21 protein-coding genes are annotated in these 21,057 nt (G+C 63.7%); 8 read left to right on the top strand and 13 right to left on the bottom strand.

All coding sequences use genetic code 11. The features are described 5' to 3' along the window. Positions 1–94 precede the first annotated feature (94 nt). The 5 genes from ydcS (at position 95) to CAG44_RS05285 (ending at position 5,577) form a co-directional block, all read left to right on the top strand. On the top strand, positions 95–1,246 hold the full coding sequence (ydcS, locus tag CAG44_RS05265) for a putative ABC transporter substrate-binding protein YdcS (protein ID WP_075043954.1): 1,152 nt from the start codon (positions 95–97) through the stop codon (positions 1,244–1,246). 148 nt (positions 1,247–1,394) lie between these two features. Beyond that, entirely contained in the window at positions 1,395–2,426 is a 1,032-nt protein-coding gene (locus tag CAG44_RS05270) for an ABC transporter ATP-binding protein (protein WP_075043953.1), read from the top strand. A gap of 1 nt (position 2,427) precedes the next feature. Then, positions 2,428–3,339: an ABC transporter permease gene (locus CAG44_RS05275; RefSeq protein WP_085691714.1), complete on the top strand. Its 912-nt coding sequence runs from the start codon at positions 2,428–2,430 to the stop codon at positions 3,337–3,339. Then, positions 3,329–4,135, top strand: a complete 807-nt coding sequence (locus CAG44_RS05280; RefSeq protein WP_025337926.1) for an ABC transporter permease — start codon at positions 3,329–3,331, stop codon at positions 4,133–4,135. The genes CAG44_RS05275 and CAG44_RS05280 overlap by 11 nt, the downstream gene beginning before the upstream one ends. Before the next feature lie 17 nt (positions 4,136–4,152). Further along, the gene (locus CAG44_RS05285) at positions 4,153–5,577 is read left to right on the top strand and encodes a gamma-aminobutyraldehyde dehydrogenase (RefSeq protein ID WP_085691715.1); all 1,425 of its coding nucleotides are present in this window, start codon (positions 4,153–4,155) and stop codon (positions 5,575–5,577) included. A 364-nt stretch (positions 5,578–5,941) separates the two neighbouring features. Here the strand turns inward: CAG44_RS05285 and CAG44_RS05290 are convergent, their stop codons facing one another. Continuing rightward, positions 5,942–7,048, bottom strand: a complete 1,107-nt coding sequence (locus CAG44_RS05290; RefSeq protein ID WP_085691716.1) for an NADH:flavin oxidoreductase/NADH oxidase — start codon at positions 7,046–7,048, stop codon at positions 5,942–5,944. 556 nt (positions 7,049–7,604) lie between these two features. Here CAG44_RS05290 and CAG44_RS05295 point away from each other — a divergent pair. After that, positions 7,605–7,868, top strand: coding sequence for a DUF3077 domain-containing protein (locus CAG44_RS05295; protein ID WP_085691717.1), 264 nt, complete (start codon positions 7,605–7,607; stop codon positions 7,866–7,868). 434 nt (positions 7,869–8,302) lie between these two features. Here CAG44_RS05295 and recJ read toward each other — a convergent pair whose 3' ends face one another. Next, positions 8,303–10,012, bottom strand: a complete 1,710-nt coding sequence (gene recJ, locus CAG44_RS05305; protein WP_085601932.1) for a single-stranded-DNA-specific exonuclease RecJ — start codon at positions 10,010–10,012, stop codon at positions 8,303–8,305. An 8-nt stretch (positions 10,013–10,020) separates the two neighbouring features. Beyond that, the gene (locus tag CAG44_RS05310; RefSeq protein WP_013971198.1) at positions 10,021–10,563 is read right to left on the bottom strand and encodes a YaeQ family protein; all 543 of its coding nucleotides are present in this window, start codon (positions 10,561–10,563) and stop codon (positions 10,021–10,023) included. A 133-nt stretch (positions 10,564–10,696) separates the two neighbouring features. Here CAG44_RS05310 and CAG44_RS05315 point away from each other — a divergent pair, with 133 nt between their 5' ends. Together CAG44_RS05315 and CAG44_RS05320 are read left to right on the top strand one after the other, a co-directional pair. Continuing rightward, positions 10,697–11,896: a CaiB/BaiF CoA-transferase family protein gene (locus tag CAG44_RS05315; RefSeq protein ID WP_085587608.1), complete on the top strand. Its 1,200-nt coding sequence runs from the start codon at positions 10,697–10,699 to the stop codon at positions 11,894–11,896. Positions 11,897–11,916: 20 nt separating this feature from the next. After that, positions 11,917–12,792: a TIGR02285 family protein gene (locus CAG44_RS05320; protein WP_085587606.1), complete on the top strand. Its 876-nt coding sequence runs from the start codon at positions 11,917–11,919 to the stop codon at positions 12,790–12,792. Between the two features lie 252 nt (positions 12,793–13,044). Here the strand turns inward: CAG44_RS05320 and CAG44_RS05325 are convergent, their stop codons facing one another. The 10 genes from CAG44_RS05325 to rimM all read right to left on the bottom strand — a co-directional run bounded on the left by CAG44_RS05325 (position 13,045) and on the right by rimM (position 21,054). Then, complete coding sequence (locus CAG44_RS05325; protein ID WP_061303183.1) at positions 13,045–13,326, bottom strand: DUF3509 domain-containing protein; 282 nt, start codon at positions 13,324–13,326, stop codon at positions 13,045–13,047. Between the two features lie 79 nt (positions 13,327–13,405). Then, positions 13,406–13,825 (bottom strand): response regulator, encoded by a 420-nt coding sequence (locus tag CAG44_RS05330; RefSeq protein WP_085587604.1) that lies wholly within the window; start codon positions 13,823–13,825, stop codon positions 13,406–13,408. Between the two features lie 220 nt (positions 13,826–14,045). Continuing rightward, a complete protein-coding gene (gene thrC, locus CAG44_RS05335) occupies positions 14,046–15,455 on the bottom strand; it encodes a threonine synthase (protein ID WP_010952565.1) in 1,410 nt (469 codons plus the stop codon). A gap of 58 nt (positions 15,456–15,513) precedes the next feature. After that, positions 15,514–16,818, bottom strand: coding sequence for a homoserine dehydrogenase (locus CAG44_RS05340; RefSeq protein ID WP_046616085.1), 1,305 nt, complete (start codon positions 16,816–16,818; stop codon positions 15,514–15,516). Between the two features lie 83 nt (positions 16,819–16,901). Next, complete coding sequence (locus CAG44_RS05345; protein WP_046616084.1) at positions 16,902–17,645, bottom strand: DsbC family protein; 744 nt, start codon at positions 17,643–17,645, stop codon at positions 16,902–16,904. 153 nt (positions 17,646–17,798) lie between these two features. Beyond that, on the bottom strand, positions 17,799–18,695 hold the full coding sequence (xerD, locus tag CAG44_RS05350; RefSeq protein ID WP_085587602.1) for a site-specific tyrosine recombinase XerD: 897 nt from the start codon (positions 18,693–18,695) through the stop codon (positions 17,799–17,801). Positions 18,696–18,866: 171 nt separating this feature from the next. Continuing rightward, entirely contained in the window at positions 18,867–19,274 is a 408-nt protein-coding gene (locus CAG44_RS05355; protein ID WP_025337914.1) for an acyl-CoA thioesterase, read from the bottom strand. A 94-nt stretch (positions 19,275–19,368) separates the two neighbouring features. Next, complete coding sequence (gene rplS, locus CAG44_RS05360; RefSeq protein WP_003252148.1) at positions 19,369–19,719, bottom strand: 50S ribosomal protein L19; 351 nt, start codon at positions 19,717–19,719, stop codon at positions 19,369–19,371. 42 nt (positions 19,720–19,761) lie between these two features. Further along, on the bottom strand, positions 19,762–20,514 hold the full coding sequence (gene trmD, locus CAG44_RS05365; protein WP_003252146.1) for a tRNA (guanosine(37)-N1)-methyltransferase TrmD: 753 nt from the start codon (positions 20,512–20,514) through the stop codon (positions 19,762–19,764). 3 nt (positions 20,515–20,517) lie between these two features. Further along, positions 20,518–21,054, bottom strand: a complete 537-nt coding sequence (gene rimM, locus CAG44_RS05370; protein WP_025337913.1) for a ribosome maturation factor RimM — start codon at positions 21,052–21,054, stop codon at positions 20,518–20,520. Positions 21,055–21,057: the final 3 nt, after the last annotated feature.

Raw genomic sequence — 21,057 nt, forward strand, 5'->3', positions numbered from 1 at the left:
CCAATACCGCGCTAACCGCACCACGTTCATGACGATCGCTTCACGGCTTGCTTGATGACTGCCCCGACCAAAATCTCCAAGAAGAGGGAACACCATGTCAGTGCACAAGACCGCATTGCTCGGCGCAACCGCCTGCGCCGTGCTGGCCAGCGCCAGCCTGCAGGCTGCCGAACCGCCCAAGGCCCTGGGGCCCGGCGAGGGCCGCCTGGACATCGTCGCCTGGCCCGGCTACATCGAGCGCGGTGAAAGCGACAAGGCCTACGACTGGGTGACCGGCTTCGAGAAGGAAACCGGCTGCAAGGTCAGCGTCAAGACCGCCGCCACCTCGGACGAGATGGTCAGCCTGATGACCAAGGGCGGCTACGACCTGGTCACCGCCTCGGGCGATGCCTCGCTGCGGCTGATCGCGGGCAAGCGGGTACAGCCGATCAACACCGCCTTGATCCCCAACTGGAAGAACATCGACCCACGGCTGCAGAACGGTGGCTGGTACGTGGTCGACAAGCAGGTCTACGGCACCCCGTACCAATGGGGGCCGAACGTGCTGCTGTACAACACCGACGTGTTCAAGCAGGCGCCCACCAGCTGGGGCGTGCTGTTCGAGCCGCAGAACCTGCCCGACGGCAAGCCGAACAAGGGCCGCGTGCAGGCCTACGATGGGCCGATCTACATCGCCGATGCGGCGTTGTACCTGAAGGCGGCCAAGCCGGAGCTGGGCATCCAGGACCCGTACGAGCTGAGCGAAGCGCAGTACAAGGCCGTGCTGGAGCTGCTGCGCCAGCAGCAACCGCTGATCCACCGCTACTGGCATGACGCCACGGTGCAGATGAGCGACGTGAAGAACGAAGGCGTGGTTGCCTCCAGCTCCTGGGGCTACATGGTCAATGGCCTCAAGGCCGAGAAGCAGCCCGTGGCCTCGACCATTCCCAAGGAAGGCGCGACCGGCTGGGCCGACACCACCATGCTGCACAGCGAGGCCAAGCACCCCAACTGTGCCTACAAATGGATGGACTGGTCGCTGCAGCCGAAAGTACAGGGTGACGTGGCGGCCTGGTTCGGTTCGTTGCCGGCGGTGCCGGCGGCCTGCACCGGCAGCGAGCTGCTGGGGGCCGAGGGCTGCAAGACCAACGGTTTCGACAACTTCGACAAGATCGCCTTCTGGAAAACCCCGCAGGCCCAGGGCGGCAAGTTCGTGCCGTATAGCCGCTGGACCCAGGATTACATTGCGATCATGGGCGGGCGCTGAGGGTTTCTTCACCTGTACCGGCCCTATCGCCGGCAAGCCGGCTCCCACAGGGCCCGCATAGGCCTTGAGGCCTGCACAGTACCTGTGGGAGCTGGCTTGCCGGCGTTAGGGCCGGTACAGGCAATACAAGAACAACCGAGTACCGCCTATGCCCCTAGCCGTCCAGTTCACCCAGGTTTCCCGCACCTTCGGCGAGGTCAAGGCCGTCGACCAGGTCAGCATCGACATCATCGATGGCGAATTCTTCTCCATGCTCGGCCCCTCTGGTTCGGGCAAGACCACCTGCCTGCGCCTGATCGCAGGCTTCGAGCAACCCAGCAGCGGTTCGATCCGCATCCACGGTGTCGAGGCTGCGGGCGTACCGCCCTACCAGCGCGACGTCAACACCGTATTCCAGGACTACGCCCTGTTCCCGCACATGAACGTACTGGACAACATCGCCTACGGCCTGAAGGTAAAAGGCGTGGCCAAGGCCGAACGCCACAGCCGTGCCGAAGAAGCCCTGGCGATGGTGGCCCTGGCCGGCTACGGCGCGCGCAAACCGGCGCAGTTGTCCGGGGGCCAGCGCCAGCGCGTGGCCCTGGCCCGCGCGCTGGTCAACCGGCCAAGGGTACTGCTGCTGGACGAGCCGCTTGGCGCGCTGGACCTTAAGTTGCGCGAACAGATGCAGGGCGAGCTGAAAAAGCTGCAGCGCCAGCTGGGCATCACCTTCATCTTCGTCACCCACGACCAGACCGAGGCGCTGTCGATGTCCGATCGCGTCGCAGTGTTCAACCGCGGCCGTATCGAGCAGGTCGACACCCCGCGCAACCTGTACATGCAGCCGGCCACCACCTTCGTCGCCGAATTCGTCGGCACCTCCAACGTTGTGCGCGGCGAACTGGCCACGTTGCTCAATGGCAGCCCGGCGCCCTTCTCCATCCGCCCCGAACACATCCGCCTCGGCGACCCGGCCACAGCCGGCCAGCACGTCCAGGTCAGCGGCCAGCTGCGCGATATCCAGTACCAGGGCAGTGCCACCCGCTACGAGCTGCAACTGGACAGCGGCCAGCTGCTGGCGGTGAGCCAGGCCAACGACCGCTGGCAGGCGCAGGCACAGGCCTGGCAACCCGGGCAACGGGTACAGGCGCACTGGCCCCGCGAAGCCATGACGGTGCTGCAGGAAACCGAGGGCCGCTGACATGAGCACACTGCGCGGCCTGTCCAATCTGCTGTACCGGCGCCCCAACCTGTACCTGGCCCTGCTGCTGGTCCCACCGCTGACCTGGTTCGGCGCGATCTACCTGGGTTCGCTGCTGAACCTGCTGTGGCAGGGCTTCTATACCTTCGACGATTTCACCATGGCGGTGACGCCGGACCTGACCCTGGGCAATTTCGCCGCGCTGTTCAACCCGTCGAACTTCGACATCATCCTGCGCACCCTGGGCATGGCGCTGGCGGTGTCGCTGGCCAGCGCGGTGCTGGCCTTCCCCATCGCCTACTACATGGCGCGCTACACCAGCGGCAAGACCAAGGCGTTTTTCTATATCGCGGTGATGATGCCGATGTGGGCCAGCTACATCGTCAAGACCTACGCCTGGACCCTGCTGCTGGCCAAGGGCGGCGTGGCCCAATGGTTCGTCCAGCAACTGCACCTTGATGCCCTGCTGCAAACAGTGCTGACGGTACCGGGCGTGGGCGGCAGCACGCTGTCGACTTCGCACCTGGGGCGCTTCATGGTGTTCGTGTACATCTGGCTGCCGTTCATGATCCTGCCGATCCAGGCCTCGCTGGAACGCTTGCCGCCGTCGCTGCTGCAAGCCTCGGCAGACCTCGGCGCCCGGCCCGGGCAAACCTTCGTGCAGGTGATACTGCCGCTGTCGATCCCGGGCATTGCCGCCGGCTCGATCTTCACCTTCTCGCTGACCCTGGGCGACTTCATCGTGCCGCAGCTGATCGGCCCGCCCGGCTACTTCATCGGCAGCATGGTCTATGCCCAGCAAGGGGCGATCGGCAACATGCCGATGGCCGCCGCGTTCACCCTGGTGCCGATCGTGCTGATCGCGGTGTACCTGTCCATTGTCAAGCGACTGGGGGCCTTCGATGCACTCTGAAAAAGCCTCGACCGGGCTGCGCCTGGCTGCCTGGGGCGGGTTGCTGTTCCTGCACTTCCCGATCCTGATCATCTTCCTGTATGCCTTCAACACCGAAGACGCGGCGTTCAGCTTCCCGCCCAAGGGCTTTACCCTGAAGTGGTTCGCCGTGGCCTTCGCCCGGCCCGATGTGCTGGAAGCGATCAAGCTGTCACTGCAAGTGGCCTGCCTGGCAACGCTGATCGCCCTGGTGCTCGGCACGCTGGCCTCGGCGGCGCTGTACCGGCGCAGCTTTTTCGGCAAGGAGAGCATTTCGCTGATGCTGATCCTGCCCATCGCCCTGCCCGGCATCATCACCGGTATCGCCCTGCTTTCGGCGTTCAAGACCTTGGGGATCGAGCCCGGGGTTTTCACCATCGTGGTCGGCCATGCCACGTTCTGCGTGGTGATCGTCTACAACAACGTGATCGCTCGCCTGCGGCGTACTTCGCAGAGCCTGATCGAAGCCTCGATGGACCTGGGCGCCGATGGCTGGCAGACCTTCCGCTACATCATCCTGCCCAACCTCGGCTCGGCGCTGCTGGCCGGTGGCATGCTGGCCTTTGCCCTGTCGTTCGACGAAATCATCGTCACCACCTTCACTGCCGGCCACGAACGCACCCTGCCGATCTGGCTGCTCAACCAGCTCAGCCGCCCGCGCGACGTGCCGGTGACCAACGTGGTCGCCATGCTGGTGATGCTGGTGACCATGCTGCCGATCCTTGGCGCCTATTACCTGACCCGTGGCGGTGAAAGCGTCGCGGGCAGTGGCAAATGACCCTGGAGGAGTCCCCGATGCAAACGCAGATGCTGATCAATGGCCAGCTGGTCGCTGGCGAAGGCCCGGCCTGGACCGTGCTCAACCCGGCGCTGGGCAGTGCCCTGGCGCAGATCAACGAAGCCAGCGAGGCCCAGGTGGACAGCGCCGTACGCGCCGCCGACCAGGCCTTCGACAGCTGGTCGCAAAACACCCCCAAGGAACGCTCGCAAGCCTTGCTGGCGCTGGCCGACGCTATCGAAGCCCATGGCGATGAACTGGCCCGACTGGAATCGCAGAACTGCGGCAAGCCGCTGAGCGCCGCGCTGAATGACGAGATCCCGGCAATTGCCGACGTGTTCCGCTACTTCGCCGGTGCGGCGCGCTGCCTGGGCGGCTCGGCAGCCGGCGAGTACCTGCCGGGGCATACTTCGATGATCCGCCGCGACCCGCTGGGCGTGGTGGCCTCGATCGCACCGTGGAACTACCCGTTGATGATGCTGGCTTGGAAGATCGCCCCAGCCCTGGCTGCCGGCAACACGGTGGTGATCAAGCCCTCCGAGCTGACCCCGCTGACCGCCCTGCGCCTCGGCGAACTGGCCCAGGACCTGCTGCCACCGGGTGTGCTGAACATCCTCTTCGGCCGTGGCCAGACGGTCGGCAACCCGCTGGTCAACCACCCCAAGGTGCGCATGGTGTCGCTGACTGGCTCGATCCCCACCGGCGCTCACATCATCAGCGCCACTGCCGACAGCGTGAAACGCATGCACATGGAACTGGGCGGCAAGGCCCCGGTGCTGGTGTTCGACGATGCCGACATCGATGCTGCCATCGACGGCATCCGTACCTTCGGCTTCTACAACGCCGGCCAGGACTGCACCGCCGCCTGTCGGCTGTACGTGCAAGATGGCATCTATGATCGTTTCGTCGAACGCCTGGGGGCCGCAGTGGCCAGCCTAAAGCCAGGCCTGCAGGAAGCCGAGGACACCGAACTGGGGCCACTGATCAGTGCCCAGCACCGCGACAAGGTCGCAGGGCTGGTGCAACGGGCCATCGACCAGCCGCACATTCGCCTGATTACCGGTGGCAAGGCGATTGATGGCGACGGTTTCTTCTTCGAACCGACCGTGCTGGCCGACACCCTGCAGGACGACGAAATCGTGCGTAACGAAGTGTTCGGCCCGGTAGTGTCGGTGACCCGCTTCAACGACGAAGCGCAGGCACTGGAATGGGCCAACGACTCCAACTACGGCCTGGCCTCATCGGTCTGGACCCGCGACACCGGCCGCGCCCACCGCCTGGCGGCGCGCCTGCAGTATGGCTGCACGTGGGTGAACACCCACTTCATGCTGGTCAGCGAAATGCCCCATGGCGGGCAGAAGCATTCGGGGTATGGCAAGGACATGTCGATGTATGGGCTGGAGGACTACACCTGTGTGCGGCATGTGATGATCAAGCATTGAGGGTAAAGCCTGGGTTGAGACTGGCACCTCAGCCCAGGAGCTTTCCTGCAAAGTAGCCAATAGAACAGGAGCAAGTATCAACGCCTGATTTTGCGCGACCTCTGTGGGAGCGGGTTCACCCGCGAACACCGGCAAAGCCGGTGCCATACACCGAGTCGCCTTCTTCGCGGGCATGCCCGCTCCCACAGATACCGCATCGCATTCAAAGGCGGTGCAATACTGTGTAGGAGCGGCCTTGTGTCGCGAAAGGGCCGCAAAGCGGCCCCGGTAATATCAGCGGCGGAGCTGGAAACCTGGGGCCGCTTCGCAGCCCTTTCGCGACACAAGGCCGCTCCTACAACGACCGCGTAATGCTTGGGTCAGGTCAATCCCGCAGGTCCGACTCGTGAATCGGGTTGGCCCGGCTGGTGGCACGCTGGTATTGCGCAGGCCAGGTAGCTTTGTTGCCGCCCAGGTCGTCGTCGGCATGCAGCGGCCAGTACGGGTCGCGCAGCAGTTCGCGGGCGAGGAAGATGATGTCGGCCTGGCCGGTGCGCAGAATGTGCTCGGCCTGGGCCGGTTCGGTGATCATGCCCACGGTGCCGGTGGCGATTTCCGATTCCTTGCGCACACGCTCGGCGAAGCGTGTCTGGTAGCCCGGGCCGGTGGGGATTTCGGCGTTGACCGAGGTGCCGCCGGAGGACACGTCGATCAGGTCGACGCCCAAACCACGCAGGCGGCGGGCCAGTTCGACGGTTTCATCCGGGTTCCAGCCGTCCTCGACCCAGTCGGTCGCCGATACCCGCACGAACAGCGGTAACTCGGCAGGCCAGACCTTGCGCACGGCCTCGACCACCTCCAGGGTCAGGCGGATGCGGTTTTCGAAGCAACTGCCGTACTCGTCGCGACGCTGGTTGCTCAGCGGCGACAGGAACTGGTGCAACAGGTAGCCGTGGGCGGCGTGGATCTCGACCACTTTGAAACCGGCCTTCAGGGCGCGCTCGGTGGAGGCGACGAAGGCGGCGATCACCTGCTCGATTTCATCCTTGTTCAATTCCCGCGGCGCGGTGTGCTGCGGGTCGAAGGCGATTTTCGACGGCCCTACCGGCTGCCAGCCGCCCTCTTCGAGCTTGACGCTGCCTTGCTTGCCCAGCCACGGGCGATAGGTGCTGGCCTTGCGCCCGGCGTGAGCCAGCTGGATGCCGGGCACGCTCCCCTGGGCGGTGATGAAACGGGTGATGCGTTGCAGCGGGGCGATCTGAGCGTCGTCCCATAGGCCGAGGTCTTCAGCGGTGATGCGGCCATCGGCGGTCACCGCCACGGCTTCAGTGATTACCAGGCCAGCGCCACCCACGGCGCGGCTGCCTAAATGGACGAGGTGCCAATCGTTGGCCAGGCCATCGACGGCGGAATACTGGCACATCGGCGAAACGGCGATGCGGTTGGGCAGGGTCAGCTGACGCAGGGTGTAAGGCTCGAGCAGCAGGCTCATGAGGGCACCTCCCAAGGACTCCAATGGTGATCCGGCCCGGACACTCAATTGCACGTCCCTGGCCCAGGTCCGGTCATAACTTCAGACTAGACCAGAATGGTTGGGGGGGAGGTTCCATGGGATTTGGTAGAGGTTGAACGGCTCTGCGTTACCAGCCCCATGTCTGATCAGAGTTTCAGATATCCCTTACGGCCCAGATATGGTGAAGCCTAGGTTGAAGAAATAACCTACAAGTCCTGTCGACTCGCGTCTGATTGTTACTGGAATCCTGACTCTCTAGCCTTTGCTGGTCGCTGGCATTAAGCGGCCGGGGGTGGAATCCCGATCAATTACCGAGTAGCTGTCGTCATGGCAGTTGTGCGCGGAAGGCCGCAAAGCCTACCGGGTTTACTCGTAGCCTGGATTCCACACCGCGTACAACTGCCACCCTTCGTGTGGAATCGGAGAGGCGGTCAATCAGCAACCATACGAGTGATTGATATGAAAATGACAGTCCCTGATCCCCCTCATTTCTTCTCCTTCGACAAAGCGCTCAGAATGATCAGGAGAGGAATCAATGAAGACAGACGACACCCAATTCACCGTCGGCAAGACCACTTTCTTTCAGGGTGAGAACCAGACCCACCCATTATTTCGCATCGAAGCGGGCATTCCGTGCCAAGACGCCCGCGATCAGGCTTCGGAATTGATGGGCTATGTGCGGGAGTTGACCATCGTCGGGCTGATGGATGAGAAACCCATGATGATCTGGGCTGCGCACTATCTCAGTGCGATGGCCAAGGCGCTGATGGATGATGCCGAGTTAGGTATGGCGCGCTGAGTTTGATGTGATCATCGATCGCACATGGAGCACATTAGCCAGCCCGCCGCAGAGCCTTGTGGGAGCGGGTTTACCCGCGAAGCAGGCGACGCGGTGGATGGCACCGGCTTCGCCGGTGATCGCCGGCAAGCCAGCTCCCACAGGTACAGCGCAAGTCTCAAGCCCGCCGCAGGCCCTGTGGGAGCGGGCGTGCCCGCGAAGAAGGCGACTCAGTGGATGGCACCGGCTTCGCCGGTGATCGCCGGCAAGCCAGCTCCCACAGGTACAGCGCAAGTCTCAAGCCCGCCGCAGGCCCTGTGGGAGCGGGCGTGCCCGCGAAGAAGGCGACTCAGTGGATGGCACCGGCTTCGCCGGTGTTCGCGGGCATGCCCGCTCCCACAGGGATCGCGCTTGGTTCACCGGCGATGGGCTGCAACGCTGCCCCGGAATTGGAGTCAGCGCGGCTCCATGTGGGCAATCATCAACTGCACACTTTCATTGCCACGGAACTCGTTCACATCCAGCTTGTACGCCAACTCGACCCAACGCACCGTCGGGTTCGGCCACACTTCGCGGTCAATGCCAAAGGCAATGCCGTCCAGCCGCACCGAGCCGCACTCGCTCTTGAGCACCACCTTCAGGTGCCGCTCGCCCACCACGCGCTGCTCCACCAACTGGAACACGCCATGGAACAGCGGCTCGGGGAAGTGCTGCCCCCAGGGCCCGGCATGGCGCAGGGCCTTGGCCAGGTCGAGGTGGAACTCCTCCACCGCCAGGCTGCCGTCGGACAAGAGCCGACCGGTCAGGTCCTCTTCGCGCAGCTGGCGTCGCACTTCTTCGTCGAACGCCTCGGCAAATGCCGGGAAATTGGCCTCGGGCAACGACAACCCCGCCGCCATCGCGTGGCCGCCGAACTTGCTGATCAGTTGCGGGTGGCGCGCCGCCACAGCATCCAGCGCATCGCGAATATGGAACCCCGGCACCGAACGCGCCGACCCTTTGAGCATGCCCTCGCCAGCGTCGGCGAAAGCGATGGTCGGCCGGTGGTAACGCTCCTTCAAGCGCGAAGCCAGAATACCGATAACCCCCTGGTGCCAGTCGGCATCGAACAGGCACAGGCCATATGGCATCGACTCGACAGGCAGGTCCTTGAGCTGGGCCAGGGCCTCGCGCTGCATGCCCTGTTCGATCGACTTGCGGTCCTGGTTCAGGTCGTCCAGCTGCTGGGCCATGTCCTGGGCCAGGGCCGCGTCTTCACACAGCAGGCATTCGATGCCCAGGCTCATGTCGTCCAGGCGCCCGGCAGCGTTCAGCCGCGGGCCCAGGATAAAGCCAAGGTCGGTCGAAGTGATGCGCCGGTGATCGCGACGGGCCACTTCAAGAATGGCCTTGAGCCCCGGCCGGGCGCGGCCGGCGCGAATGCGCTCGAGGCCCTGGTGCACCAGGATGCGGTTGTTGGCATCCAATGGCACCACGTCGGCGACGCTGCCCAGGGCAACCAGGTCGAGCAATTCGCCGATGTTCGGCTGCGGCTGCGTTTCGTAGCGCCCCAGGCTGCGCAGGCGCGCACGCAGGGCCATCAGCACGTAGAAGATCACCCCTACCCCGGCCAGCGCCTTGCTCGGGAAACTGCAACCCGGCTGGTTGGGATTGATGATGGCGTCGGCGTCGGGCAACTCCGCACCCGGCAGGTGGTGGTCGGTGACCAGCACCTTGAGCCCGGCGGCCTTGGCGGCTGCCACACCGTCGACGCTGGAAATGCCGTTGTCCACGGTGATCAGCAGCTGCGGCTGGCGTTGCAGCGCCACCTCGACGATTTCCGGGGTCAGGCCATAGCCGTACTCGAAGCGGTTGGGCACAAGGTAGTCGACGTGGGCCGCGCCCAGCAGGCGCAGGCCCAGCACGCCGACAGTACTGGCAGTGGCGCCGTCGGCATCGAAGTCGCCGACGATGAGAATGCGCTGGCGCTGGTCGATAGCCTCGACCAGCAGATCCACACCGGCCTCGATGCCCTTGAGCTGCTGGTACGGCAGCAGGCGCGCGAGGCTTTTGTCCAGCTCGGCCTCGCTCTGCACGCCGCGCGCGGCGTACAGGCGGGTCAGCAAGGGTGGCAGGTTACCCAGGAATGGCAGGGTCGGCGGCAGCGGGCGAGGTTCGATACGCATGGGGTGCTTCAGCCGCGCTCACCAAGCAGCCACTCCAGCTGCACTTCGTGCTGGCCACGGTCGTCGGTGACGAACAAGGTGCCTTCACTGATCATCACGTCCCACTTGATGGTGCGGGGCATGTCGGTGGCGAGGGTTTCCAGCACCTCCTGCGGCACGGCGGCAATGCTCAGGTTCTTCAAGCCCTTGACCGCGTCCACCACCTTGTTCTGCCATACGCGCAGGCTGCCGTAGGCCAGCAGGCTGGTACGCTCGGTGCGGCGCGAGCACCAAGTCAGTCGGTCGGCGTCCGGCTGGCCCACTTCGATCCAGTGCAGGATGCGATCGTCCAGGCTCTTTTCCCAAAGCGCCGCTTCATCCACATCGGACAGGCCACGGCCGAACGACAGGTTCTCGTTGTACCACAGGGCGTAGGCCAGCAGGCGTACGGCCATGCGCTCTTCGGTTTCCGAAGGGTGGCGGGCGATGGTCTGACGGACGTTTTCGTACACGCCGCGGTCGAGGTCGGTCAGGTTCAGTTCGAATTTGTAGGTGGTGGACGGCTGGGCCATGGTCGACGGGCTTCTTGCGCAGAGAAAAAGTGACACAGTCTAACCGATACTGCCCTTCGTTGCCCCGCAGCAGTATCTGCCGCTTCGGACCTATGATAAAACCACGCATCTGCCCAGCTGCCACGGATGCCCCATGACTACGCCCAGCAAACCCCTCGCCGGTCTCAAGGTTGTCGAACTCGGCACCCTTATCGCTGGCCCGTTCGCCTCGCGCATCTGTGCCGAATTCGGCGCCGAGGTGGTCAAGGTCGAATCGCCCGATGGCGGCGACCCGTTGCGCAAATGGCGCAAGCTGTACGAAGGCACCTCGCTGTGGTGGTTCGTGCAGGCTCGCAACAAGCAGTCGCTCACCCTCAACCTCAAGCACCCAGAGGGCCGCGAGATTCTCAAGCGCCTGCTGGCCGACGCCGACATCCTGATCGAGAACTTCCGCCCGGGCGTGCTGGAAAAACTCGGCCTGGGCTGGGACGTGTTGCACGCGCTCAACCCGCGCCTGGTAATGGTGCGCCTGTCGGGCTTCGGCCAGACCGGGCCGATGAAGGACCAGCCGGGCTTCGGCGCCGTGGGCGAGTCGATGGGCGGCCTGCGCTACATCACCGGCTTCGACGACCGCCCACCGGTGCGCACGGGCATTTCCATCGGTGACTCGATTGCTGCCCTGTGGGGGGTGATCGGCGCACTGATGGCGCTGCGACACCGGGAAGTCAACGGCGGCCAGGGCCAGGTGGTGGACGTAGCCCTGTACGAAGCGATCTTCGCCATGATGGAAAGCATGGTCCCGGAGTTCGATGTGTTCGGCTTTATCCGCGAACGCACCGGCAACATCATGCCCGGCATCACGCCCTCCTCCATTCACACCAGCGCCGACGGCAAGCATGTGCAGATCGGCGCCAACGGCGATGCGATCTTCAAGCGCTTCATGCAGGCCATTGGCCGCACCGACCTGGCCGACGACCCGACCCTGGCCACCAACGATGGCCGCGACCTGCGCCGTGACGAGCTGTACGGGGTAATCGACCGCTGGGCCAACAGCCTGCCGCTGGAGCAACTGATACAGGTGCTGAACACCGCCGAAGTGCCGGCCAGCCGCATCTATTCGGCCGAGGACATGTTCAACGACCCGCAGTACCTGGCACGCGAAATGTTCCTGCAGGCCAAGCTGCCGGACGGCAAGCCATTCCGCATGCCGGGCATCGTGCCCAAGCTGTCGGACACCCCCGGCTCCACCGAGTGGGTAGGCCCGGCGCTGGGCGAACACACCGAGGCGCTGCTCGGCAACCTGGGCTACGACGCGGCGGCCATCGCCAGCCTGCGCGCAGCAGGCACGGTCTGACCCTGGCGCGGCCCTGGTCCATGCGCGCTGCCCGTTGCCTACGTCACCTGGTCCTGCTGTGCGGGCTGCTGCCCGCATTGCTGTTGCAGCCTGCCACTGCCAAGGAGCGCATCTTCTGGCTGGTGCGCGACCTGCCGCCGTTCACCATTCTGGAAGGGCCGGAAAAAGGCCAAGGGGTGATCGACCAGCTGTTGCCCCTGCTGATCAGGCAGATGCCCGAGTACGACCACAGCATCCTGCGGGTCAACCGCGCCCGCGGCATCCAGATGCTGCAGGACCTGAATAGCTTCACCTGCGACCCGACCCTGCTGTGGACGCCGGAGCGCGCCGAATATGTGCGGTTTTCCGTGCCCTCCCTGGGCGTGCTCAGTGGCGGCCTGGTGCTGCGCAAGGACAGCGAGGCGCTGGTGGCGCCTTACCTCGACGGCCAGGAGGTAGACCTGCATGCCCTGCTGAGCAAGACCCCGCTGAAGCTGGGGGTTGTCGCCGAGCGCAGCTATGGCACGCAGATCGACGCCATCCTGCGCCAGTTGCCCGACACCGCGTTCAGCCGCCACTACGGCAACGACGCCACCGCCAACCTGCTACAGATGCAACAGCTCGGGCGCCTGCGCATGGTGCTCGGCTACTGGCCCGAAGTGCGCTACCTGGTGGAGCAGCAAGGCGGGGCACTGACTGACTACCGGTTTCATCCTGTGCAAGGGGTGAACCGCTACCAGTTTCTGCATGTAGGTTGTTCGAATAGCGAGCTTGGGCGTGAAGCGATTGCGCACATCGACCAACTGCTGCCTGCCTTGCGCCGGGATGTGTTGCCGAGGTTGTATGCACGCTGGCTGGACCCGGCGTTGCAGGAAGACTACCTGGAAGAGAGCAAGCGCTTCTTCGAAGACCACTGATTGCCTGCACCGGCCCTATCGCCGGCAAGCCAGCTCCCACCTCGACCGAATCAACCTCAAGCCATGTGCAGTATCTGTGGGAGCTGGCTTGCCGGCGATAGGGCCGGTGCAGGCAACCCAAAAAAGAAACCCCGGGCGCTGGGGAAACACGCCCGGGGCCAAGCGAAAGCCCTTGGGGGCTTCCCGTGACAGCCTTGCCAGCGCCGGAGCAAAGCACTGGCCCGGCTGCCCCTACAGTGTCTGATAAACCACTCAGGCAAAGGTTCCATGGGGTTGCTGGCGCTGCTGCAATGCCGCGATCACACAGGGCTGCAAACGCCCTTCGGCGATCTGCAGGTCGCGGTGCAGGCCATCCACCAGGTCGATCAACAGGCTTTGTTCCTGCAACTGGCGCTCGCTGACCGTGCGCCGCAGGGTGATGCCGGCGAGGCGGTCATGAACGGTCAATTGGCGATTACCCTGGGCATCGGCGACGCCGAGGTGGGTCTGATAGGGGGTCAGGGCTTCGTTGAGCAGTCTGCAGATTCTTTCCATCCGGATCACTCGCTGCGTGGTGGGATATAGAGGAACTGACCAACAGACGCAGCGGAAAGTTCGTTACACCGCGGCTGCTTCAGTGAGCATGCGGGGCGGACGTGACAGTTTGAATACGCCGCCACGGGCGCGCCTGCAGTGCTTGCAGGGCACGCTGCAGGCTTGGCATCGACAGCGGCCAGGGCAGTTCGGCGAGCACCCACAGGCCCCGGTTTCTGGCCTCTTGGGCAAGGTTGTGGCGCTTGGGGGTAGCCTGGCCGACGAACAGCAAAGCGCGGGTTCGGTGCTGGTGTTCGAGCAAGGCAAGGCCGGCCCGGGTTGGCATGGCGTGGTCAAGGATCAACAGATCGGGGCGGTGATCGGCGTTCAGGCAGGCGTCGAGGTCTGCGCTGGTTTCGCTGATGCGCACATGGAACATGCCTTGGGCATTGAGGGCCTGGTGCAGGAGGATCTGATGGGATGGGCGAGCCTGGTGGATCAACACGTAGGGCTGGTACATGAGCCGCTCCTGATGGGAGGACCGGCTAAATTAGGCGTTGCGCTGGGCGGCCTGAATAGGATGTTTCTGATGGAGCAGTGGGAAGATTCGGACAATTAGGGCTGCTCCGCAGCCCATCGCCGGCAAGCCAGCTCCCACAGGGATTGCACATGACCTTGGGCCTATGCGGTCGGGGTGGGAGCTGGCTTGCCGGCGATGGGCCGCAGTGCGGCCCCGATGTTTACAGCGGCTTGCCGCGGTTGCCATGCTGGCTGACAAAGCCCTGCACAGCCTTCAGGTCATTGGCCAGCACCGTGCAACGCTCCTCACGGCTGAACAGGTCGCTGAGGTGCGCCGGCAGCTCCAGCGCCTTGCCAACACCGGCCTTCTCCACCGCTTCCGGGAACTTGACCGGGTGCGCGGTACCCAGCACCACCATCGGCGTGTCCAGGCTGCGGCGGCACTCGCGGGCGGCCTTGACGCCGATTGCGGTGTGCGGGTCGAGCACTTCGCCGGTAGCGGCGAACACTTCGGCGATGGTTTCGCAGGTCTGCTCGTCACTCACTGCCAGCGAGTCGAACAGCTTGCGCGCTTCGGTCCAGCGGTCTTGCTCGACGCTGAAGCCGCCACCTTGCTTGAAGTTGGCCATCAGTTCGGCAATGGCGCCGCCGTTGCGGCCGTGCAGGTCGAACAGCAGGCGCTCGAAGTTGGACGAGACCATGATGTCCATCGACGGCGACAGGGTCGCGTGCAGGGTTTCCTTGACGTACTGGTTGCCGCTCATGAAGCGATGCAGGATGTCGTTGCGGTTGGTGGCGACGATCAGCTGGCTGACCGGCAGGCCCATGTTACGTGCCAGGTAGCCAGCGAAGATGTCGCCGAAGTTGCCGGTCGGCACCGAGAACGCCACGGAACGCGCCGGGCCACCCAGTTGCAGGGCCGCGTGGAAGTAGTAGACGATCTGGGCCATGATCCGCGCCCAGTTGATCGAGTTGACCGCAACCAGGCGGGTGCCCTTGAGGAACGACTGGTCGGCGAAGCTGGCCTTGACCATTTCCTGGCAGTCGTCGAAGTTGCCTTCGATGGCGATGTTATGGATGTTGTCGCCGAAGATGGTGGTCATCTGCCGGCGCTGCACTTCCGACACGCGCTGGTGCGGGTGCAGGATGAAGATGTCGACGTTGTCGCAACGGCGGCAACCTTCGATGGCGGCGGAACCGGTGTCACCGCTGGTGGCGCCAATGATCACCACGCGCTCGTTGCGCTTGGCCAGCACGTGGTCCAGCAGGCGGCCGAGCAGTTGCAGGGCGAAGTCCTTGAACGCCAGGGTCGGGCCGTGGAACAGCTCCAGCACCCACTCGTTGCTGTTCAGCTGACGCAGCGGGGCAACCGCGGCGTGGGCGAACTCGCCGTAGGTTTCTTCGAGGATCTTCTTGAAGTCGGCGTCGGCGATGCTGCCTTCGACGAACGGGCGCATCACCCGGAAGGCAAGTTCGTGGTACGGCAGGCCGGCCCACGAGGCGATTTCTTCCTGGGTGAAGCGTGGCAGGTTTTCCGGGACGTACAGGCCGCCGTCGCTGGCCAGGCCAGCCAGCAGGACGTCTTCGAAATTGAGGGCAGGAGCCTGGCCGCGGGTACTGATATAGCGCATGGGTGCAAACCTTCGATGCTGGGGCCGGGGCCGCACTGGCGGCCCGCCGGCACTATTGTTAGTTGAGCTGCTCGACGCGAATGCGCACGACCTTGCCGACCACGTCCTGCAGGGCTTCCAGGGCGACGATGGCGTCGTTGATACGCTGCTCGACCACGCGATGGGTGAGCAGGATCATCGGCACCAGGCCGTCCTGTTCCTCGGCTTCCTTCTGCATGATCGACTCGATGTTGATGCCACGCTCCGAGAGGATGCTGGCCACCTGGGCCAGTACGCCCGGGTGATCCTTGGCCTGGATGCGCAGGTAGTAGGCGCTTTCGCAGGCCTCGATCGGCAGGATCGGGTGGGCCGACAGCGAATCCGGCTGGAAGGCCAGGTGCGGTACGCGGTTTTCCGGGTCGGAGGTCATGGCACGGACCACATCGACCAGATCGCCGACCACCGACGAAGCGGTAGGCTCCATGCCGGCACCGGCACCGTAGTACAGGGTGGAACCGGCGGCGTCGCCATTGACCATGACGGCGTTCATCACGCCGTTGACGTTGGCGATCAGGCGGTCGGCCGGGATCAGCGTCGGGTGTACGCGCAGCTCGATACCTTCGGCAGTGCGGCGAGCCACACCCAGGTGCTTGATGCGGTAGCCCAGGGCCTCGGCATAATTCACGTCAGCAGTGGTCAGCTGGGTGATGCCTTCGGTGTAGGCCTTGTCGAATTGCAGCGGGATGCCGAAAGCGATCGAAGCCAGGATGGTCAACTTGTGCGCGGCATCGATGCCTTCAACGTCGAAAGTCGGGTCGGCTTCGGCGTAACCCAGCGCCTGGGCTTCGGCCAGCACGTCCGGGAAGGCGCGGCCCTTCTCACGCATTTCGGTGAGGATGAAGTTGCCGGTGCCGTTGATGATGCCGGCCAGCCAGTTGATGTGGTTGGCCGACAGGCCTTCGCGGATGGCCTTGATCACCGGGATGCCACCGGCCACGGCCGCTTCGAAGGCGACGATCACGCCCTTTTCGCGGGCCTTGGCGAAGATTTCATTGCCGTGCACGGCAATCAGCGCCTTGTTGGCGGTGACCACGTGCTTGCCGTTTTCGATGGCCTTGAGCACCAGTTCGCGGGCCACGGTGTAGCCACCGATCAGCTCGATGACAATGTCGATCTCCGGGTTGCTCGCAACTTCGAACACATCAGCGGTAATGGGGGTACCGGTAATCTGGCAGTTCGGGTTCTGCGAGCGCATGGCAATCTGTGCCACTTCAATACCGCGCCCGGCACGGCGGGCGATCTCCTCGGCGTTGCGCTGAAGTACATTGAAGGTTCCGCCACCGACGGTCCCCAACCCACAGATGCCTACTTTGACCGGTTTCACTGTGAACTCCCCATTGAACGGCCGACACCTATGCCGACCGTGAAACATGCCGTCACCCCATGACGACGGCGTACTGAATTGGATTACTTGGCCAGTGCCAGCTTGGCGACCTGCGGTGCCGGCTGGTAGCCCGGAATGACCTGGCCGCTTTCAAGGACGATCGCCGGCGTGCCGTTGACGCCGATCGACTGGCCCAGCTGGAACTGCTTGCTGACCGGGTTGGCGCACTTGGCGGCCTTGATTTCCTCACCCTCGACCATCTTGTCCATCGCCGCACGGCGGTCGCTTGAACACCAGACGGCCTGCAACTGCTGGTCACCCGGCGAACCGAGACCCTGACGCGGGAAGGCGACATAGCGCACTTCGATACCGCGGCGGTTGAGCTCGGGCACCTCGGCGTGCAGCTTGTGGCAGTACGGGCAGGTGGTGTCGGTGAACACGGTGATGTGCGACTTGGTCTCGCCCTTGGCAGGATAAACCACCATCTCGGCGGCTGGAATGCCGTTGATGAGCTTGGCAATGCCCAGGCGCTCGGTCTTCTCGGTGAGGTTGACCGGCTTGCCGTCCTGGATCTGGAACAGGTAGCCCTGCATCACGAACTGGCCGTCGCCGCTGGCATACAGCACGCGGCCGCCCTGCAGCTTGACTTCATACAGGCCGCTGACCGGGCTGCTGGCCACGCTTTCGACGGGCACTTCCAGCTCGAGGTTCTGCAACGACTTACGGATGGCCTGCTCGGCAGCGGCATTGCTGTCGGTTGCCGCAGCAACGGCAAAAGTACTGGCCAGCGCCAACGCGGCGGCGGCGAAAAACTGGGTCACGCGCATGGGAACTCCTGAAGGCGGACAGGGGCCGGAGGGCGCCACCTGCGGAAAATACGCGGTGACCGTGCGGCCCTTGGTGCAAACCGCCCAAGCCTACCACATCACACCGCCGGTGAAGGGCCTTGCAAGGACCGGTCGGCGGAACATGAAAAACATTCATCCACGCGGGTGGTGCTGGGCGTGCAATTGCTGCAGGCGGGCCTTGGCGACATGGGTGTAGATCTGCGTGGTCGACAGGTCACTGTGGCCCAGCAGCATCTGTACCACGCGCAGGTCGGCGCCATGGTTGAGCAGATGAGTAGCGAAGGCATGGCGCAGGGTGTGCGGCGACAGCGGTTTGTCGATGCCGGCGACCCGGGCATGGTGCTTGATGCGATGCCAGAAGGTCTGGCGGGTCATCTGCTCGCCACGCTGGCTGGGGAACAAGACATCGCTGGGGCGGCCATTGAGCAGTTCGGCGCGGCCATCGCGCAGGTAGCGTTGCAGCCACACCACCGCCTCTTCGCCCATGGGCACCAGGCGCTCCTTGCTGCCCTTGCCCATCACCCGCAGCACGCCCTGGCGCAGGTTGACCTGGTCGAGGGCCAGGCTGACCAGTTCGGTGACCCGCAGGCCACAGGCGTAAAGCACTTCGAGCATGGCGCGGTCACGCTGGCCGATGGCTTCGCTCAGGTCCGGGGCCTGCAGCAAGGCTTCGACGTCGGCTTCGGACAACGACTTGGGCAGCGGCTTGCCCAGTTGCGGCATGTCCACTTGCAGGGTCGGGTCGATGGCCACCAGCTTTTCCCGCAGCAGGTAGCGGAAGAAGCCGCGCAGGCCGGACAGGAAGCGTGCCGTGGAGCGCGGCTTGTAGCCCTGGTCGAGGCGCCAGGCCAGGTGGTCGAGAATCAGGTCGCGGCCGGCGTCGGGCAAGCTGACGCCGTGTTCCTGCAGCCAGCCGTTGAACAGAGCCAGGTCGCTGCGGTAGGACATGCGGGTGTTGTCGGACAGGCCCTTTTCAAGCCACAGGGCGTCGAGGAACTGGTCGATCAGGGGGTGGTCTAGGGCGGGCATTCGGGGCTGCTGGGTGTTGGAGGTGGGGCTAGTGTTTCACAGCACCTTGGGGGTTGTCTGTACCGGCCTCTTCGCGGGCACGCCCGCTCCCACAGGACCTCCACAGGCTTTGAATGCTTTGCAGTACTTGTGGGAGCGGGCGCGCCCGCGAAAGGGCCAGTGCAGGAGAACTCAGGCCTGGGGCAAAACCGGCACCGGGCGCTTGTCCTCGTCGATGGCGACGAAGCTGAACACCCCATGAATCGCTCGCTCGCGGCCATCCAGGTACATGTTCTCGACGAACACATCCACCTGCACCTGCAAGCTGGTATTACCCACCTTGATGACCGAACCCACCAACTCGACGATCGAGCCCGCCGGGATCGGGTGCTTGAAGTCGATGCGGTCAGTGGACACGGTCACCAGCGGCAGGCGGCAGAAGCGCGTGGCGGCGATGAACGACACTTCGTCCATCCAGGCCAGGGCGGTGCCGCCGAACAGGGTGTTGTGGTGGTTGGTGGTGTTGGGGAACACCGCCTTGGTCACGCGGGTCACCGACAGCTCGGTGCGGCGCAGGATTTCCTGGTCTCGGGTAGTCATGGCAATCACATCTTCGGGGGTTCAAAACGCAAAAAAGCAGCCCGAAGGCTGCTTTTTTCTCGCTAGGCGGCCTTGGCCACCGGGCAAACTGCACTCAGGACAGTTTTTCCTTGATGCGAGCGGCTTTGCCGGACAGGTCGCGCAGGTAGTACAGCTTGGCTTTACGCACGTCACCACGACGTTTCACGGCCAGGCTGTCGATTTGCGGGCTGTAGGTCTGGAAGGTACGCTCTACGCCAACGCCGCTGGAGATCTTGCGCACGGTGAAGGCGCTGTTCAGACCGCGGTTACGCTTGGCGATAACGACGCCTTCGAACGCCTGCAGACGGGAACGCTCACCTTCCTTCACTTTAACCTGAACGACAACGGTGTCGCCTGGTGCGAAGGTCGGGATTTCCTTGCTCATCTGCTCGGCTTCGAGCTGCTGGATGATCTTGTTGGTCATGCTGTGCTCCTAAGATGGATACGTGATCCACCATCGATACGTTTAACTATCGTCCCGCTCGCGGAGATATTCCTCGAGCAGCTTCTTCTCTTCTCCAGAAAGCGAGCGACTTTCCAGAAGATCGGCGCGTCGTTCGAAGGTCCTACCAAGGGACTGCTTCATTCTCCAACGCCGGATGTGTGCATGGTTGCCACTTAGCAACACGTCGGGAACACGCTGATCCGCATACACCTCAGGCCGGGTGTAGTGCGGGCAATCGAGCAGACCGTCGGTGAAGGAATCTTCTTCCGCCGAATCCACATGCCCTAAAGCTCCGGGCAGCAGCCGTGTAACCGCATCGATCAGTACCATGGCCGGCAGCTCGCCACCGGAAAGCACATAGTCGCCAATCGACCACTCCTCATCGACATGAGCCTCGATAAAGCGCTCGTCGATGCCTTCATAACGACCGGCGATCAGGATCAACGATTCCTGTTCGGCCAGGCCTTTGACCGCCTGCTGAGTCAGCTTGCGGCCTTGTGGCGAAAGGTAGATCACCTTCGCCGCTGCTCCGGTCGCTTGCCTGGCGCTAACCAGGGCGTCTTCCAGAGGCTTGATCTTCATCACCATGCCCGGACCACCGCCAAACGGCCGATCATCCACCGTGTGGTGACGATCTGTGGTGTAGTCCCGCGGGTTCCAGCAAGTCACCTGAAGCAACCCCTGTTTCACCGCGCGGCTGGTAATGCCGTACTCCGTGATGGCCGAGAACATCTCGGGGAACAACGTGATGACGTCTACGCGAAGGTTACCCATCGTTTAGAAGTCCGCGTCCCATTCAACCCGCATCACGCCTGCTTCCAGGTCGATGTCGAGCACGCATTGCGCCGTATAGGGCAACAGACGCTCGCGATCATCCAGGCTGCCTGCGCAGGGCTTGACCACCATTACATCGTTCGCACCGGTCTCCAACAGGTGATCGACCTTGCCGAACAGTTGTTCGTCCTGGTTGATGACCTTCAGGCCCACCAACTGGTACCAGTAGTACTCGTCAGCAGCCAGGTTGGGCAAAAGGCTCCGCGGAATGCAGATTTCGTAACCGCTCAGAAGACGGGCTTCATCACGATCATCGAGGCCTTTCAGTTTCACGACCAGGCCCTTCTGGGAGCCACGACCGTTGACCAGCTCGACCTGCTTTACCTTGCCTTCGTGCCGAAGCGTCCAGCGCGGATAATCCAACAGGTTTTCAATCGGATCGGTAAAGGAATACACCTTCACCTCGCCGCGAACGCCGTGAACCGAAAAAATCTTGCCAACGACGATGAGGTCGTCAGCCTTTTCTGGCGTCGCGTTCATACT

This window comes from Pseudomonas sp. B13(2017), assembly GCF_002113245.1.
Taxonomy (GTDB): Bacteria; Pseudomonadota; Gammaproteobacteria; order Pseudomonadales; family Pseudomonadaceae; genus Aquipseudomonas; species Aquipseudomonas putida_Z.

What these genes read in the sequence shown, in the direction of transcription:
- ydcS (WP_075043954.1), top strand. Translation starts at nt 95, where the DNA reads ATGTCAGTGCACAAGACCGCATTGCTCGGCGCAACCGCCTGCGCCGTG.
- CAG44_RS05270 (WP_075043953.1), top strand. Translation starts at nt 1,395, where the DNA reads ATGCCCCTAGCCGTCCAGTTCACCCAGGTTTCCCGCACCTTCGGCGAG.
- CAG44_RS05275 (WP_085691714.1), top strand. Translation starts at nt 2,428, where the DNA reads ATGAGCACACTGCGCGGCCTGTCCAATCTGCTGTACCGGCGCCCCAAC.
- CAG44_RS05280 (WP_025337926.1), top strand. Translation starts at nt 3,329, where the DNA reads ATGCACTCTGAAAAAGCCTCGACCGGGCTGCGCCTGGCTGCCTGGGGC.
- CAG44_RS05285 (WP_085691715.1), top strand. Translation starts at nt 4,153, where the DNA reads ATGCAAACGCAGATGCTGATCAATGGCCAGCTGGTCGCTGGCGAAGGC.
- CAG44_RS05290 (WP_085691716.1), bottom strand. Translation starts at nt 7,048, where the DNA reads ATGAGCCTGCTGCTCGAGCCTTACACCCTGCGTCAGCTGACCCTGCCC.
- CAG44_RS05295 (WP_085691717.1), top strand. Translation starts at nt 7,605, where the DNA reads ATGAAGACAGACGACACCCAATTCACCGTCGGCAAGACCACTTTCTTT.
- recJ (WP_085601932.1), bottom strand. Translation starts at nt 10,012, where the DNA reads ATGCGTATCGAACCTCGCCCGCTGCCGCCGACCCTGCCATTCCTGGGT.
- CAG44_RS05310 (WP_013971198.1), bottom strand. Translation starts at nt 10,563, where the DNA reads ATGGCCCAGCCGTCCACCACCTACAAATTCGAACTGAACCTGACCGAC.
- CAG44_RS05315 (WP_085587608.1), top strand. Translation starts at nt 10,697, where the DNA reads ATGACTACGCCCAGCAAACCCCTCGCCGGTCTCAAGGTTGTCGAACTC.
- CAG44_RS05320 (WP_085587606.1), top strand. Translation starts at nt 11,917, where the DNA reads ATGCGCGCTGCCCGTTGCCTACGTCACCTGGTCCTGCTGTGCGGGCTG.
- CAG44_RS05325 (WP_061303183.1), bottom strand. Translation starts at nt 13,326, where the DNA reads ATGGAAAGAATCTGCAGACTGCTCAACGAAGCCCTGACCCCCTATCAG.
- CAG44_RS05330 (WP_085587604.1), bottom strand. Translation starts at nt 13,825, where the DNA reads ATGTACCAGCCCTACGTGTTGATCCACCAGGCTCGCCCATCCCATCAG.
- thrC (WP_010952565.1), bottom strand. Translation starts at nt 15,455, where the DNA reads ATGCGCTATATCAGTACCCGCGGCCAGGCTCCTGCCCTCAATTTCGAA.
- CAG44_RS05345 (WP_046616084.1), bottom strand. Translation starts at nt 17,645, where the DNA reads ATGCGCGTGACCCAGTTTTTCGCCGCCGCCGCGTTGGCGCTGGCCAGT.
- xerD (WP_085587602.1), bottom strand. Translation starts at nt 18,695, where the DNA reads ATGCCCGCCCTAGACCACCCCCTGATCGACCAGTTCCTCGACGCCCTG.
- CAG44_RS05355 (WP_025337914.1), bottom strand. Translation starts at nt 19,274, where the DNA reads ATGACTACCCGAGACCAGGAAATCCTGCGCCGCACCGAGCTGTCGGTG.
- rplS (WP_003252148.1), bottom strand. Translation starts at nt 19,719, where the DNA reads ATGACCAACAAGATCATCCAGCAGCTCGAAGCCGAGCAGATGAGCAAG.
- trmD (WP_003252146.1), bottom strand. Translation starts at nt 20,514, where the DNA reads ATGGGTAACCTTCGCGTAGACGTCATCACGTTGTTCCCCGAGATGTTC.
- rimM (WP_025337913.1), bottom strand. Translation starts at nt 21,054, where the DNA reads ATGAACGCGACGCCAGAAAAGGCTGACGACCTCATCGTCGTTGGCAAG.